This window comes from Amycolatopsis sp. TRM77291 (assembly GCF_054166285.1).
The window spans coordinates 8,848,264-8,862,202 of the sequence record NZ_JBSZHF010000001.1 but is presented as its reverse complement, the minus strand read 5'-3'; the positions used below and the strand labels follow the sequence as shown (position 1 = coordinate 8,862,202).

The window sequence follows — 13,939 nt, the reverse complement described above, 5'->3', positions numbered from 1 at the left end:
GGGCCGGTCCCAACCCGGCCGCCCTGGTCACACGCGCCACGATCGACTTGCCTGCCCTGTTCCCGTTCCTGCGCTCCGGAAAGCCCGGAACGCATCGGCGCCAGAGCGCAGTGGCACCTCGTTGACGAACCGACGCAGCAGCGATATGGCCGGCACGGCAGCGAGGAGGCGACCCGGGCCGCCGCCGAACGCCTGGAGTTCGCATGATCCGACACGTCGACGTGTACGTCCGGAGCCAGCAATCACAGTCAACGTTCACCCAGACGGTTGTGCTCTCACGGTGGCGCGAGGCAGGAGAGCGGCGATAACCTGGCTGTGCGGCTGGGCTTCTCCCCGTCAACTCCGGGCACCACGCCCGCGAGCCCCGGGGAACCCCGGGGTCACGGTCTGTGCGAGCAGACCTGAATCACGGAGAAGTCCATGGCGCACCGGAGAGAAAATCGGAAGAAGGCCACGAAGACGACGAGGCTGCGCGTCGCAGCAGTCCTTGCGCACATCGCCTTCGTTTTGACGCTGGTCGAGCGGGTCATCAACCTGTTCCACCAGATCAAAGGCCAAGCAGGTTGAGCCGGGCTGCGAAGATCTCAGTCCGAACGCACGGTCAGCCGGCAGCCGGAATCTCTGGGGCGCCGGCCCCTACACGCCACCTCCACGACCGGTCGAGCGGTCGAATTCCCGCCGTCCCACCCGTTTTCCCGTCGCTCCGGTGTTCCACAGCGACGGGAGAAACATCGTGGCACCAGGACGCGGACATACGTTGTATAGCGCGCGTCGGCGGTGTGGTTGCCGATTGACCTCGCTGCAGATGTTGGGCCTCGTCTGTCGGAGTGGTGAATGACCGCGCGGGCCGAGTGAGTTCGCGCGACGTCCGCCCCTACCATCCCGCTGCTGCGGTGTCATCCGTTGTGGCGCGCAGCTATTCCGGACTCCCTGCCTAGCTGGGTCCCACCGTTCGTGCGGTCGCGACCAGATCAAGCTGGGTACAGCAGAACTGCAACGACGGCTGCTCCCGGATGCCGATCCGGCGGTGTGTCGGCGAGATGCGGCCGCCTCCGCCCGGGCAGGAACCGTGACGAACGCTCGGTGAACCCTCCTGGCGGCGAAAGCCTTCGTCCCGGCGACGCAGAGGTCCGCGCCACCGGAACGAGATTCCCCTCGCGCCGGTGGAGCGCGCGAGGGGACGTTGCGGGCTACCGCTGGTGCCTGTTGCGGATTTGTCGTGCTCGCCGGGTGCGCCGGTGTGCTCCGCAGTCCTTGCATTCCCACATTCCTCCGTTGGGCACGGTTTCGGTGTAGTTCTGGCATCGGAAGCAGTACCTGACAGCAGGGCACTCCCGCCCGGTTTCCTCGTTAAAAGTTTCAGTCATATTGCATTCCTTTCTTTGGTAAAAATGATGCCGGATCAGCGTCAAGGACAGGAACCATAGCGCATGAAGCAAGTCGCGGGGGCGCGATCCATGAATGCGCAAAGTGGGCCCTGAGCTGGCATTATAGGCTGCACTATTTTCCCGGGACGCAAACGGAGAAATGTAACAACTTGATGAACAAATGTAAGCGCGGACGAACAAGAAGCGGATTAAAAATATATTCGCAGGCGAGGCTGAATATGAATGGAATAGGAGTTATTTTCTGAGGAATTCTTTTTAGCTGCGCCCGGTGCCGGTGTTGGCGTCTCGCTGGGATCGCGACGGAGGGGGCGCTATGGTTCGAGGTCCTCGACGGTGAGGTCGGTCCGGACGCGATGCACTCTCGGCCTGAGCCGGTTGGCGAAGATGGCGACCGCTGTTTCGGCCTCCACCTCGACGATCACCTCCGGGTGGACCGGGCGGAACTCTGTCCGCCCGCGTCCGAATGCCCCGCCGGACAGCTGTTGCGGCGGCTCGCCGATCGGCCTCATCTGCTCCCCGATCTCGGTCCGGGTCGCGGAGCGGATCGGCAGGGACAGGCCGATCGGGCGCAGGGCTCCGGAGGTGTCAGGCCGGGCCAGCACCAGCTCCTGCGGCTGGGCCGCCCGGCCGGTCACTCCCACCACGACAGCGTCGACGACCGCCATCGAGCGGACCTTGACCCACTCCGTGGACGAACTCAAACCCTGACCTCAGCAGCAAACCTCGGTGGGGTAAGCGAGCCATTCTCAGCGCCGGAGCGCTTCGTGGGCGAAGCCGGGCAGGTTGCGCGAAGATGCGGAGCGTGGAACAAGGCCCCCTCATGGCACCTCTTCTCGCGCTGAGCGACGAGAAGGCCCGAGCCCAAGCGACCGATTCGACCTGGCCTGGAGAGCGACATGCGGCGATCCGGGCGAGCAAGTCTTACTCGGCGTTCGCCGCCGCCGCGACAGCGGCGAGCCCAGCGCTTGGCCGGCTGATGGCGGGTGCGGCCCTCAACGTCCAGCATGACCTGGGCGGCTATTCCACCCGCACCGAGGACGGCGCCTGGCTGGTAAACCGCCTCCTCAATGACGGTGTACTCCTGGCGGCCGCAAAGGGACGTTCCGACCGCGAAGCCGTGCACCAGGGCGTCACGCAGGCCCTCGACGGGCTTCGTGCCGCCCTCACCACCGGACGATCCCAGTTCACCGCTTACCTGGGACTGCGGGGGCTCGCGCTGCAAGAGGGCCTCGAAACCGCCGACCTCGGTGTGGCCGTCGTACGCCGACTACAGCCCGAGGAGGTGCGTGCCTTCGAGGCGGCCGGGCACACGTGGAGTTCTCGCGGGAACGACCTCTGTGCGGTGGTGGCAGGCGAAGCAAGGTGGAGCGTCACCGACGAACTGCCTAGCGGCACTTTGCCGAACCCGCACACTGCCCCGCTGGCGTCGGACCTGCTGGCCACATTGCTCCTGCTCGCCGAGACCCGTAACGCGCGGCATCGCCTGCGAGCACCACATATCGTGTGGAACCGGACGACACCGTACTTTTTCCAGGGCGGCGGATCCGGCGGCGGGGACAACCCCGATCTGCACTGGCGCAAAGAATCTCCGATCTTCGATGTCGTGGTGACTCCGGCTGTCGCCGAGGAGGCACGCCGGTTGCTCCCGTTGGTTTCGCCGCTGCTGACCTCCGCCGAAGTGGCGGTGAAGCGGTGGGTGTCGGCCGCACTCGTGTACGGCAAGCCGCCCGAGGACAGGCTGATCGACGCGGCCATCGCCTGGGAGGCTCTGTTCGGTTCCCAGAACCACGATCAGCTCACAGTCCAGCTCGCATTCGCCATGGCATGGCTGCTGGCGCCGGACGACCACGTCGAGCGCGCAAAGATCGCGAAGCGAGCCAAGAAGATCTATCAAATGCGGTCGAAGCTCGTGCACGGCGGCGAGGTGAAAGGCCGCAGAGAGATCGAAGACGCTGCTGAAGAGCTCCTCGAATGGCTTCGACGGGCGTTCGTCGCCATGTCAACCACCCACTCGGCGCTACTCCCCGCGAAGACCGACCGGGCTCGTCGATTGATGTTGCAGGATCTAGAAGGCTCTACATGATCGTTCGGTGCCAGCTGTTCAGCTGGCGGACGCTGGCTCGCACGGCGTCTTGGGAGTCGCCATGCCCCGGCGCTCTGGCATGGTGGGCTCGTTGAAGTGCCGATCGTGCACCGCTTCCCCCAACACGACGGCGGCCACCTCGTGCACGAACTTCGCCAACGGCAACCGGTCAACGGTCAACACGAAACCCTGTCTAGAACACGCCCTCGACCCCTACCCGGGCGGCGTCGAGGGTCATCCAGTCCATCGCGGCGTCGCGATCGGTGGTGGCGGGGGTGAGCTGCAGCGGCGGCCGGACGCCGACGAGCGCGGCGATCAGCTGCTCGCGGCGCTCCTGGTACGGCTGGCGTCTCAGGTCCCGGCGGTCCACAGAGAGCAGGTCGAAGGCCACGTAGTAGATCCCAATGCCCTCGGCGGCGCGCGTACGTGGCCCGGAGGTCAACGCGCCGAAGTCGAGCCTGCCCTCGCGCAGGGCCACGAGCTCGCCATCCAGAACGAGGTCGCCGAGTTGTCCCGCGGCTTGCACGATCTCCGGGAAGCGCGCGGTGAGGTCGGTCTCCCGCCGGGACTGGAGATATCCGGACGCGCTGAAGAGCAGGCAGCGGTACCCGTCCCACTTCGGCTCGAAGCCGTAGGTCCGTGCTGGTGTCGAGGCCGGCACCTTGCGCTGCGCTCGCGCCTCCATCACCGGGACCGGTGGCCGCAGCGCAGCCATCACCACTCCGCCCCGCACGCACGACGCGAGGTTCGGCCGTCGACGAGTCCGCCGATTTGAGCCCACGGCGCGCTCGCGCCGCCGAGCTCCTCAGCCGTTTCGGGGAGCGCCCCGGGCCGCGCGGCCCGGTGTCGGCACGGTGGTCGTGGCCGCACCCCAGTCGCAGGCCGCCGCGCAACGGCGATGTCGTGTGTCATGGCGGCCTCCCGACGAGCGACCCGCTCGCTACCCCCTGCCTCTGCGACGCAGCGTAACCCGAACGGCACAATGCCGCCGGATTCCGCAAGCTGGGCCTGGACTGGCCACGAGAATCGTGGCGCTTCTGTTGCCGTGGCCTGTTACACGCGCGGGGCACGGTGCGACACCACAGGGAACACATCGAGGAGGGGGCGTGGGTGAGATCCGAACGTGAGGTCCACGTGACCTGGGCGCGGCGGACGGCGGTCATCGACGACCGCGAGGGCTGGACCCACGACCTGAGCTATCCCGGTATCGCGATCACCCGCCGTCGTGGCGGACGGCCGGTCGGCGAGGTCTGGCTGCCGGTCGGCTCCACCGAGCCCACCCACGCTGATGACGAGGCCTTGACCGCCGCCCTGCGCACCGCTTGGCACTGGAGCAGATCAGCGGCCTGAGGCCTCGTGTGCCTGCCCGGGCCTTCGCCGATGATTCGGTGGCCCGCTAGCCGACGAGGTGCAGCGGTGTGGGGCTGAATCGGCCTGCGAGCAGGTCGTCGAGCAACACGGGTAGCTCGGCGGGTAGGAGTTTGTCGCGGCACTGCCGCAGCTCCCCCGCTGACCACCACCGGCGTTCGATCAGCCCGGCTTTCTCGTTCTCGGTGGGCTGAAGCGCGACCTGCGGCGTAGTCACGGTGGTGCGGCCGAGGAAGACGTGCTCGATGCGGTGGTGGTCGCGGCCCTGATACCGGAACCGGGACTCGCGCTGCCACAGCTCGCGGCCGAGGTCGGCGAGTACGATCCCGGTCTCCTCTTCGACCTCGCGGCGGGCCGCGGCCGGAAGGTCCTCGCCTTCTTCGGGGCGGCCGCCGGGCAGTTCCCACCAATGGTGGTCAAGGTCGGCCGGGTCGAGGGCGTGGATGAGCAGCACGCGATCGGCGGGGTCCAGGAGAAGGACGCGGGCGCCGATGCGGGGTGTGGCGGTAGTGGTCGGGATGGACATTCTGCGGCTGGTCCTCGCGTTCTCGGCTGACGGAGTTGGTCCGGCAGCCGGCCGCGAACCGGCCGGTGTGGGTCAGAAAAGGGTGGGTTCCGGCTCGGCAGCGCTGGCCGCCGTGGCGGGATCCGACGTTAGCAGCGCGCCGGTGGCGGTCAGTGCTAGCCGCACGGCGAGTCCTGAATGATCGGTGAGCCGGGTGCCGTCCTCGGCGACTGCCCTGGTTTCGTGGACGTAGTCGCAGTCGGTGAGCCGCTCGGCCAGGAGGCCGGAGGCGTGGGCGTGGTCGTAGCGGTAGCCCAGTTCCGCTCGGCGGGCCCAGCTGTGCTCGACCGTGCCGGGATGCAGGCAGCGGAACAGGTCGACCAACCCATGCCACTCGGTGAGTCCGGTGTAGAAGGAGTACTCGAACGGCGCGAACTGGCCCCGGTGCGCCGGGGTGTGGTCGGGCTCGAGCACGTTGAGATCACCGAGCAGCACCAGCGGCGCATCGCACGCGGTAGCGGCCAGGGCGCGGTCGAAGGCCTGGATCCAGGTCTTCTTGCGCTCGGTTTTCTCGGCGGTGGCGTCGCGGGAGGGCACGTAGGCGCCGATGACGCGCAGCGGACCGTCGGTGGTGTCGACGATGACCCCGGCGGCGCGAGCGGGCAGGTAGTCCATGGCCGCTCCGAGCGGGTCCGGTGCGGCGGCGAGCTTGCTGACGATCATGACGCCGAGCTCGCCGGGCGCGTGCTCGGGAAAGGCGACCGCGTAGCCGGCGGCGGTGAAAGCCTCGGCGAGGAACTGACTGCCCGCGGTGGCTTTCGTTTCGGTCAGCACGAAGAGGTCCTCGGGGCGGGCGGCCAGCCAGCGCAGCTGGCGGTGGGCGCGCTCCAGCGAGGGAGCGCCGACGTTAACGGTGATCAGGCTCAAAGGCATGCCGCGCTCTTCTCGGTCAGGACGTACTGGATGAGGGATACCACCGCGGCGGCGATGGCGTCGGGCGGGTCGGTGGTGGCTTCCAGTGTGGTGACCGGCCAGCCGCGGCGCTGCAGCTCGGTCAGGGCGTGGCCGTAGAGCATGCTCTCCCGGATGCTGTTGTCCTCGGCGCGCTCGAAGCGGCTGTGCCCGCCACGTGCCCGCAGCCGGACGTCGATCACGCTGGCGTCTCCGGTGAGGATGACCGATAGGTCTGGACGGTAGACACCGTGGTTGAGCCGCCACACCAGTTCGGCGGGCAGCCCGTCGAGCCCTTGAAGCACCAGGGACGACGCGACGTAGCGGTCGCAGACGACGACCCCGCCCTCGCGCAGAGCGGGGAGGATCTCGGTAGCGAGCTGGTGGTGCCGGTCGGCGGCGCACAGGCAGGCCAGCGCCATGCCCCGGTAGGTGTCGGTGCCGTGCCGGGCAAGTTCCCCCAGTGGCGCCCGGGACGGCTGGGTGGTCGCGTGCACCGCCAGCCCTGACGTGCCCAGCGTCTCGGTGACCAGGCGCGCGGTGGTGGACTTCCCGACTCCCCCGGGCCCATCCAGGGTGATCAGCGTGCCCGGCAGGCGATCCACCTCGTTCGGCATCGGGCCGGTCATGCAGGCATCAGCGGCAGCAGCCGTCGTCCCCCGGCCTGATCGCCGTCGACGACCGGGCACTGCTCGGCATCGACGTCACCGATGCGGCCACCGGCGGCGACCACTGCGGCCGGGCATCCCTTGCCGCAACCGGAGCTGAGCGAACACGCCGTGCAGGTGGGATTCGTGCCGACCTGATAGCGATCGTGGAAGCGGTAGTCCTCCAGCCGCTGCGCGATGTCGGGGTCGCTGAAGATGTTGCCGACGATGAACTCCGTGTCGGTGTGGCGTGCTTGCGGGGTGCGGGCGGCGAACACCAGGTACGGGCAGACGGTGACCTCGCCAGGGGTGAATACGTAGATGATCGTTCCGGCTTCGCATCCTGCCAGCGGTCGGGCTTCGGTGTTGGGGAATCGGATGTGGGCGATGTCCAGATCCGGTCCGTCGAACGGCGCGGTCCGTTCGAAGATCTCCTGCATGTGCAGCGTGGTCTTGGCCAGCTTGGCCTTCGATTTCACGCCGCGTCCCATGCTGCCCAGTGGGTTGAGCAGCACGTAGCGGGCGCCGTTGGCACGGGCGAACGCGCACAACCGGCTGTATTCCCCGTTCTGGGCCAAGGTGTTCGGGGTGCACAGCAGGCCCTGCAGGATGCCGGCCAGGCCGAGCTTCTCCACGGTGGCCACGGTGACGGCGAAGCTGCCCCGGTCGCCCCGGAACTTGCCGTGCGACTCGGCGGCGAACCCGTCCAGCGACACGTTGCAGTGCACGCCGAGCTCCACCAGCTCCGCGATTTGGACCGTAGTGAGCGTTGTGGCGTTGGTGCAGATCCCAACGTCCATCCCTGCCGCCCGGAACGCGCGCACGATGTCCAGGAAGTCGGGGTGGATCGTGGGTTCTCCGCCGGTGAGGGTGACACGGCGGACCTGGCTCGCGGCCAGGCGCGGGATCACCTTCTCCACCACCTCGTCCAGCGGCATCTGCTTGCCGACCCGGGTCGCGGACACGAAGCAGTGGGCGCAGCGCAGGTTGCAGTCCTCGTTGATCTGGACCAGCGCCTTGCGGTACGGGGCTTCGACTGTAGTGCGGAAGTAACAAGACGAGGCGACCTCGTCGGTAGCGATACTGCGCGCGATCACCAGCTGGACCTCCGCGTGTCGGACGCCGGCTGGCACCGGCGGGAGCGCCCGGGTGGGCCCCGCCATTAATGTTCGTCCGAACATTAACTCAACTCAAGTTGTTCGCCCGAACAGTTGGAATAGTTCAGCGTGAAATGCGCGCAGTGACAATTCAGCTGTCCGCACGGACAACTTCCATGCCAGGCTGTGCGGGCACAGGCAGCGCGAAGCGAGGAGGCGCAGGTGTCGGAGACCGCCGACGATGTCGAGGCGGAGAGCATCTTGGCCACCCTGCTCGGGAGCCCGCCGGAATTGCTCAACGTCAGCCTGGACCAGCTGCGCACCCTGGCCGTCGTGCACACCACCGGCACCGCGGCCCGCGCCGCCCGCGTGCTGGGCCGCGAGCAATCCGCCGTGCAGAAACAGCTCGACACCCTCAACAAGGCCGCGACCCGCCTCGTCGGCGAAGCGTTGGTGGTCAAGCAGGGCAGAGGCAAGGACTTCTTGTTCACCCCCTCCGGCGAGGAAGCCGTCGCGCTCGCGCGGAAGACCCTGCTGTCGTGGACCGACAGCCTGCACCACGCCCGACGCCGGGTCGGCTCCACCATCACCTTCGGCACCACCGAGTTCACCGTGCAGTTCCTCGGCGCCGTATGGCCCACCCTGCGGGACGACTTCGAACGCCGCGGCGTGCAACTCAACATCGAACACGTCCGCACACGCGACTTATGGCGCAAACTCGACGGCAAGAAAGTGGACTTGGTGTGCGGCAGCCTCGCCGCCGAACCCGGCCGGCCGCCCACACTGGACTATGACTTTTTGGAATGGCACCGCGAACGCGTCGCCCTGCTCACCAACCTCACCACCCGCGAACTGCCCTCGACCCCCGTCACCGCCGACAGACTCCCCGGGTTGCCGCTGCTCGCCCCCACCGCCGGACTGCTCAGCCAGTTCCTCAGCCGCTGGTACGGCCCCGGCTACCGAGGCACCCTGTGCGTCATCGCCGACATCGACTCCCTCAACTACGGCCTCAACCTGCTCACCAGCCAGCTGCTGCACGGATGCCTGCTCACCACCGACCGCGTCGCCGACGCCGCCCTCGAAGGCCGCCTCCCAGGCCAAGGCCTTCGCAAAATCGACCTCGCTGATGACTACCAGCCTCAACTGGAGATCGTGACCGGCATCTTCGCCCGCCAAGGCGAACGCGACCGCTACGCCGGCGACCATCCACTCAACCAGTTGTGGAACGCTTTCCGCGACGCCTCTCCCGCCCGTGCCGTGCCCGCAGCACTGCCCGACTAACCTGCCCGGACTGCATGTCGGGCGCAGCTCTCAGCGACCGGGACTCGCGTCCTTGCCGCTCAATTGAGGCGCGCGAGGAATCCAAATAGTGCAGCTGATATGCGGGCGCAAAAGTACGGCAGCGACCGCCGGCAGACCGGCGCCCACGCCGGACCTCGCCAACTCGCAGGTACCCATGACCGTGATCCTACTCAGGGCGCTGCGCTGCCCCCGGTTTTGGCGTGCCGAACGAAGCGCGACCAGCATCCCGATGATGCAGCGTGGATCACTTGCCCATCGACGCCCGGCTTCTTAGCTGTTCAGGTCGCCCCGTCGAGACCACTCAACGGGACGCTATCGGGTGATCCATGCCCACAGAGGCCCGCTGATCCAGTTGACAACGAGGCCCAGCACGAACGCGATCGCGATCCCGGACCACCAATAGATCGCGCTGGCCTTGTCCTGGCGCTCGAACTGCCTGCCGACTAGATCCTCGACGGCCTTCGCCTGCGCTTCGTTGAGAGATGCCAGCTTCTCGTACCGGTCCGCTTCTGCCTGGCGCTGCTCAAGGATCGCTGTACGGGTGGCCAAGTCGTCCTCAAGCTCACGCAGCAGGTTTCCAGAGGATTCGAGGTGACTCTTGACCGCTTTGACCCGGTCACGAAAGGTCACTTCCCGGGGCGGGGATTCTCGGCGCCTAACCCAGACGAGGAAAGCAGACCCCATCGCAACGAAGACCACACCAGAAATAGAGAAGAAAATCGGGGCCACACTCGAAGTACCACCGTCATGAGGTCGGGCTGATTCAGCTACCACAAGAGATACAGTGACGGCGAACAGGAGAATCACGACTCCGCGAAGGCGATCCAAAGCGCCAAATAGGCGCCGTTTTGCAGCTCGTCCCCGTTGAGGGGCGCCGGGCGGATCGGGCTCGCCTTTGTCGGAGGGCTGAGGGTCAGGCAAGATTGTTCCTCTCAGGCACAGGGCGGTCAGCACTCGCGATGCTGTTACCGAGCGTCGCCGATCGCTGTAAGGTCGTTACGGCCCACACTCGGCGCGACGAGCCGGTCAACGATATCGGCGAGCCGTCGTAGGCGTCCCTGGAACGAGCGAAGGCATGGCGGCTGAGAGATTAGCGGCCGCGCCGAGGTGTTCGGCGGCGACCGCCTGCGCCGCGGTCGTGAGTCTCGGAAGAGAGCAGTGCGGTCAAACCGGTCTCGCGCGCTCGCACCAAGAGCCCCATGCCCTCACTGCGCGAAACCAGAGCGAGCATGACCGAGGTGATGCAGCGTGGATCACGGGGCGCACCGGCTCGACTTCTCAGCCGTTCAGGTCCTCAACCGCGAGATCGGCCCGTATCCGGTGCACTCTCGGCCGCAACCGGCTGCTGAACGTCGCCACCGACGCCTCGATCGCGACTTCCACGACCAGCTCGGGCCGCACCGGTCGGAATTCGGTTCGGCCGCGGCCGAACGCCCCGGACGAGACTTTCCGGGCTGGTTCCCCGGTCAGCGTGACGTGCTCGCCGACCTGACGCGCCATCGCCGGGGTGATCGGCTGGGACAGTCCGATCGTGCGTAGCTCGCCGGTGTCGTCGGGGCGGGCCAGGACCAGCTCGTCGGGCCGCTCCGGTGAACCGGTTACGCCCACCACGACCGCGTCAACGACGACCATCGTCCGGATCTTCACCCACGACGATCCCGTCCGACCGGGCCGGTACGGCGAGTCCGCGCGCTTGGCGACGATCCCCTCAATGCCCACCTGACTCGCCTCCGGGCGCATCCACGCCATCGCCGCGTCCCGGTCTGTCGTGCTCGGCACCAGCTGCAACGGCGGTTCGACACCGGCGAACCGGCGTTGCAGCCGGTCCCATCGTTCGCGGCACGGTGTAGTCCGGTAGTCGGTGCGTTCGTCGGCGAGCAGGTCGAAGGCCACGAAGTAGATGCCGATGCCCTCGACGCCGCGGGTGCCCGGGGCGGAGGTTAACGCGCCGAAGTCCAGCCGTCCCTCGCGCAGAGCCACGATCTCGCCGTCCAGCACGACGTCACCGAGCTGCGCGCCGGCGTCGACGATCTCCGGAAACCTGTCGGCCAGGTCGTTGTCCCGACGCGACTGCAGGACGCCGTCAGCGGCGAAAAGCAGCGAGCGCCAGCCGTCGAATTTCGCTTGGTACAGCCACTCTCGGCCGGGCTGGGAGGTCGGAACGTCTCGCACCGCTTGAGCCAGCGGCAGCGAGACCGGTGGCCGGAGCACAGCCATCACTAGGCCGTCCATCGAGGACGCATGTCGACCTCCCGCGAGCCCCGCCGGTGCCCGCTCTGGTCCGCTCCGGGCACCCTTTCCGCCGGTCCGGCCACGGTAGCCCGAACGGCCTAAAAGCGCCCGATTTCGTAACCCGGCCTGGTGGCCACAGCGGTATCCCGCCCAGGGCCAGGCGGCAGCCTGTTACATACGCACGCCGGGATGCGACATAACCGGGACGATGAACCAGGGAGGTGTGGCCTGTGCGGTCTGATCGAATTGTCCAGGTGCGGTTGCTGAACAAGACGGTGGCGGTCGACGACGTCAACGGCCGCGCCGAAACGCTCACCCACCCCGGCGTCGCGCTTCTCCATCACCACGGCGATCGCCTTGTCAGCGAGGTCTGGCTCCCCGTCGGTGAAGCCCCCAGCTACGCCGACGACGAAGCCCTGATCGCCGCACTCCGCGCCGCATGGTCCTGGAGCCGAAAAGCGGCCTGACCCGGCTGGAAGTCCATCCCCCGTTCGCGCGGCGCCGCGGACTACCTCGACTCAGTCCGGCCGGGTGATGCACACTGGATCATTCGAGTTCGCGCGGTAGGCCGCGAACTCCCAGTCATCGCCGCCGTCGATCCCGGCGTCCCACTGGTGCCTGCACGCCTTCGGGCCGATCGCGCCCAGGAGCCCCACCCGGGCCCAGAACAGCCGTGCAACAGGGTCGGGCTGGTGGGCCGCCATCATGACCGTGTAGGCCTCGCACCGCTTGCGGGCCGCGGAGACAAGAACCCGCCCGACGCCCAGCTGCCGCCGGTCCGTCGCCACGTCGAGCGCCAGGACCACGGCCTTCGAGCACGCCCGGCACAGCGACACGTCGAGGAATCCGAACGTATTTCCCTGGTGTACCAGGGAAATACGGCCAGGGCCCACGCCAGAGGAACGGCCGACGTTGTACGGGAGCCTTGTCCGGACACGTCGTCATGTAGACCAGCCAAGGAAACAGGCATCGAACGCAGGAGAAAGCTACGGCGGTCGCTCACAGTCGCTCGCGCAGCGCGTGCCTTCCCGTGGTGTTGCCGAGGGTGTCCAGGTCAGCGAGCAGAACGGCGAGGTCACGCGGAAACCGGCATCGGGTTCGGCGCCTCCACGGAGGCCGGGGGCATGCCGCGCAGTCGCCGTGGCTGTCGACCTGGTGCTGGTGCAGCATTGTGCGTAGTGCACCTGTCAGGAGCGGAACTCCGCGGGCCAGCTGTGCCAGGGACGCTGGATCACCTCGGTCGGCGGCGGCCTCGTAGTCGTCGAGGCGTTTCCCGACCTCGTCGGCGAAGACGTGGGTGAGGGCGTAGTTCATGAGGTCTCCGTGGGGCGAGGGGGCCGAGGTGGCGGTGAGGAGGGCCAGAGCCGCCGGTGCAGCCCGCCCGGGACCAAGTCAGCGGGCCTTAAGCCCGCGTTCTCAATCTGGTGAATGGCCATGTCGAACGGTTCGCACGGCCAGAAGGACGGCGGCCAGCAGAACGAGCACTGTCTGGCTTGCCCTGGTGTCGGGAGGTGCTCGGTGAGTCGCTCAATCGGAAGCCGGTGACGGCCGATCGGGCTGGATTGCGCTACGCACACGAAGAGCACGGGCGGTGTCGCGTACGCCGAGGGGTCGCCCACGGTGTCGTCCATGCGGTCACTCCCTCCGGTCCGAGGCCGGGTTCTGGCGCCGGGGCAGGGAGCGGCGTCCGGTGTGGATGTCGCGGATCAGGTCGTCGTAGGCGTCGATGAGCTCGGCCAGCGCGGCGGACGCGGCGCGGACGCGCTCGTCCTGGACGGGCAGGGAAGCCAGCTGCTGCCAGTGCTGCCACGTCGTCGCCAGCCGGGCGATCAGCGCGCCGATGGTTTCGGTGTGGAGGGCACCTCTACGGCAGGCGTGCACGGTGCCTGTGACGTAGTCGTCGATCCGGGCGGTCTGCCGCGCGATCTCGCGATCCAGGCGACGTTGCTTGCGCGCGGCCGCGGCGATGCTTCTGTCATCGGCCACCGGGTCATCGAGCGCGCAAGTGGTGTCGGCGCGAGCGAGAGTCAGGACCGCGAGCTCGCGCGCGGCCGCCAGCACCGGATCCCCGCTCCCGCCACAGACCTGAAAAGCCAGCACAACCGTGTGTCCCGCAGGCACACACGGGACACGGGACTGCGAATCTGCCGAGAGTGCGGGAGTGGTCATGGCCGGCTCACCGCGCGCAACGTCCGGAGGACAGCGTGCCGATCGCCGCGACAGGCGGCGATCCGAGAGGTGTGGCGTGGTGCATGAGACAACAGCTCCTCAACGGATACCCGGAGGGGACGGTGCTCCGCGCCGGACGGGGGAAGACGCCGACGGAGGCGGCCGCCACCGCTGGCCGGGGCGTCGGGGCGCCCGCA

At 67.8% G+C, this 13,939-nt stretch carries 16 protein-coding genes; 5 read left to right on the top strand and 11 right to left on the bottom strand.

Features of this window, described 5'->3' with window-relative positions:
- The first annotated feature begins 420 nt into the window (after positions 1-420).
- On the top strand, positions 421-567 hold the full coding sequence (locus ACXIZN_RS41675) for a hypothetical protein (RefSeq protein WP_457960233.1): 147 nt from the start codon (positions 421-423) through the stop codon (positions 565-567).
- Between the two features lie 1,132 nt (positions 568-1,699).
- Here ACXIZN_RS41675 and ACXIZN_RS41670 read toward each other — a convergent pair.
- Entirely contained in the window at positions 1,700-2,089 is a 390-nt protein-coding gene (locus ACXIZN_RS41670; protein ID WP_457960232.1) for a hypothetical protein, read from the bottom strand.
- A 119-nt stretch (positions 2,090-2,208) separates the two neighbouring features.
- On the opposite strand from ACXIZN_RS41670, the gene ACXIZN_RS41665 reads away from it, so the two are divergent.
- Positions 2,209-3,471 carry a hypothetical protein gene (locus ACXIZN_RS41665; protein ID WP_457960231.1) on the top strand — a complete coding sequence of 421 codons (1,263 nt, stop codon included), beginning with the start codon at positions 2,209-2,211 and terminating at the stop codon, positions 3,469-3,471.
- A gap of 193 nt (positions 3,472-3,664) precedes the next feature.
- On the opposite strand, the gene ACXIZN_RS41660 is transcribed toward ACXIZN_RS41665, so the two are convergent.
- Positions 3,665-4,186, bottom strand: a complete 522-nt coding sequence (locus ACXIZN_RS41660; RefSeq protein WP_457960230.1) for an ATP-dependent DNA ligase — start codon at positions 4,184-4,186, stop codon at positions 3,665-3,667.
- Between the two features lie 395 nt (positions 4,187-4,581).
- On the opposite strand from ACXIZN_RS41660, the gene ACXIZN_RS41655 reads away from it, so the two are divergent.
- Positions 4,582-4,821 (top strand): hypothetical protein, encoded by a 240-nt coding sequence (locus ACXIZN_RS41655; protein ID WP_457960229.1) that lies wholly within the window; start codon positions 4,582-4,584, stop codon positions 4,819-4,821.
- A gap of 46 nt (positions 4,822-4,867) precedes the next feature.
- Here the strand turns inward: ACXIZN_RS41655 and ACXIZN_RS41650 are convergent, their stop codons facing one another.
- The 4 genes from ACXIZN_RS41650 to ACXIZN_RS41635 all read right to left on the bottom strand — a co-directional run bounded on the left by ACXIZN_RS41650 (position 4,868) and on the right by ACXIZN_RS41635 (position 8,039).
- Entirely contained in the window at positions 4,868-5,365 is a 498-nt protein-coding gene (locus ACXIZN_RS41650; RefSeq protein WP_457960228.1) for an NUDIX hydrolase, read from the bottom strand.
- Between the two features lie 72 nt (positions 5,366-5,437).
- Complete coding sequence (locus ACXIZN_RS41645; protein WP_457960227.1) at positions 5,438-6,277, bottom strand: exodeoxyribonuclease III; 840 nt, start codon at positions 6,275-6,277, stop codon at positions 5,438-5,440.
- A complete protein-coding gene (gene tmk / locus ACXIZN_RS41640; protein WP_457960226.1) occupies positions 6,268-6,924 on the bottom strand; it encodes a dTMP kinase in 657 nt (218 codons plus the stop codon). Before tmk ends, ACXIZN_RS41645 begins: the two co-directional genes overlap by 10 nt.
- On the bottom strand, positions 6,921-8,039 hold the full coding sequence (locus ACXIZN_RS41635; RefSeq protein WP_457960225.1) for a radical SAM/SPASM domain-containing protein: 1,119 nt from the start codon (positions 8,037-8,039) through the stop codon (positions 6,921-6,923). The genes tmk and ACXIZN_RS41635 overlap by 4 nt, the downstream gene beginning before the upstream one ends.
- Positions 8,040-8,261: 222 nt before the next feature.
- On the opposite strand from ACXIZN_RS41635, the gene ACXIZN_RS41630 reads away from it, so the two are divergent.
- Positions 8,262-9,320, top strand: a complete 1,059-nt coding sequence (locus ACXIZN_RS41630) for a LysR family transcriptional regulator (protein WP_457960224.1) — start codon at positions 8,262-8,264, stop codon at positions 9,318-9,320.
- Positions 9,321-9,653: 333 nt separating this feature from the next.
- Here the strand turns inward: ACXIZN_RS41630 and ACXIZN_RS41625 are convergent, their stop codons facing one another.
- Together ACXIZN_RS41625 and ACXIZN_RS41620 are read right to left on the bottom strand one after the other, a co-directional pair.
- Entirely contained in the window at positions 9,654-10,148 is a 495-nt protein-coding gene (locus ACXIZN_RS41625; RefSeq protein ID WP_457960223.1) for a hypothetical protein, read from the bottom strand.
- A gap of 471 nt (positions 10,149-10,619) precedes the next feature.
- Entirely contained in the window at positions 10,620-11,558 is a 939-nt protein-coding gene (locus ACXIZN_RS41620; protein ID WP_457960222.1) for an ATP-dependent DNA ligase, read from the bottom strand.
- Positions 11,559-11,803: 245 nt separating this feature from the next.
- On the opposite strand from ACXIZN_RS41620, the gene ACXIZN_RS41615 reads away from it, so the two are divergent.
- Positions 11,804-12,040, top strand: a complete 237-nt coding sequence (locus ACXIZN_RS41615; RefSeq protein WP_457960221.1) for a hypothetical protein — start codon at positions 11,804-11,806, stop codon at positions 12,038-12,040.
- A 51-nt stretch (positions 12,041-12,091) separates the two neighbouring features.
- Here ACXIZN_RS41615 and ACXIZN_RS41610 read toward each other — a convergent pair whose 3' ends face one another.
- The 3 genes from ACXIZN_RS41610 to ACXIZN_RS41600 all read right to left on the bottom strand — a co-directional run bounded on the left by ACXIZN_RS41610 (position 12,092) and on the right by ACXIZN_RS41600 (position 13,673).
- Positions 12,092-12,409, bottom strand: a complete 318-nt coding sequence (locus ACXIZN_RS41610; RefSeq protein WP_457960220.1) for a hypothetical protein — start codon at positions 12,407-12,409, stop codon at positions 12,092-12,094.
- 163 nt (positions 12,410-12,572) lie between these two features.
- Entirely contained in the window at positions 12,573-12,887 is a 315-nt protein-coding gene (locus ACXIZN_RS41605) for a hypothetical protein (RefSeq protein WP_457960219.1), read from the bottom strand.
- Between the two features lie 321 nt (positions 12,888-13,208).
- The gene (locus tag ACXIZN_RS41600) at positions 13,209-13,673 is read right to left on the bottom strand and encodes a DUF4254 domain-containing protein (RefSeq protein WP_457960218.1); all 465 of its coding nucleotides are present in this window, start codon (positions 13,671-13,673) and stop codon (positions 13,209-13,211) included.
- Between the last annotated feature and the right edge of the window lie 266 nt (positions 13,674-13,939).

Excerpts from the sequence above, each read along its gene's own strand:
- ACXIZN_RS41675 (WP_457960233.1), top strand. The coding sequence starts at position 421 with ATGGCGCACCGGAGAGAAAATCGGAAGAAGGCCACGAAGACGACGAGG.
- ACXIZN_RS41665 (WP_457960231.1), top strand. The coding sequence starts at position 2,209 with ATGGCACCTCTTCTCGCGCTGAGCGACGAGAAGGCCCGAGCCCAAGCG.
- ACXIZN_RS41660 (WP_457960230.1), bottom strand. The coding sequence starts at position 4,186 with ATGGCTGCGCTGCGGCCACCGGTCCCGGTGATGGAGGCGCGAGCGCAG.
- ACXIZN_RS41650 (WP_457960228.1), bottom strand. The coding sequence starts at position 5,365 with ATGTCCATCCCGACCACTACCGCCACACCCCGCATCGGCGCCCGCGTC.
- ACXIZN_RS41645 (WP_457960227.1), bottom strand. The coding sequence starts at position 6,277 with ATGCCTTTGAGCCTGATCACCGTTAACGTCGGCGCTCCCTCGCTGGAG.
- tmk (WP_457960226.1), bottom strand. The coding sequence starts at position 6,924 with ATGACCGGCCCGATGCCGAACGAGGTGGATCGCCTGCCGGGCACGCTG.
- ACXIZN_RS41620 (WP_457960222.1), bottom strand. The coding sequence starts at position 11,558 with ATGGCTGTGCTCCGGCCACCGGTCTCGCTGCCGCTGGCTCAAGCGGTG.
- ACXIZN_RS41605 (WP_457960219.1), bottom strand. The coding sequence starts at position 12,887 with ATGAACTACGCCCTCACCCACGTCTTCGCCGACGAGGTCGGGAAACGC.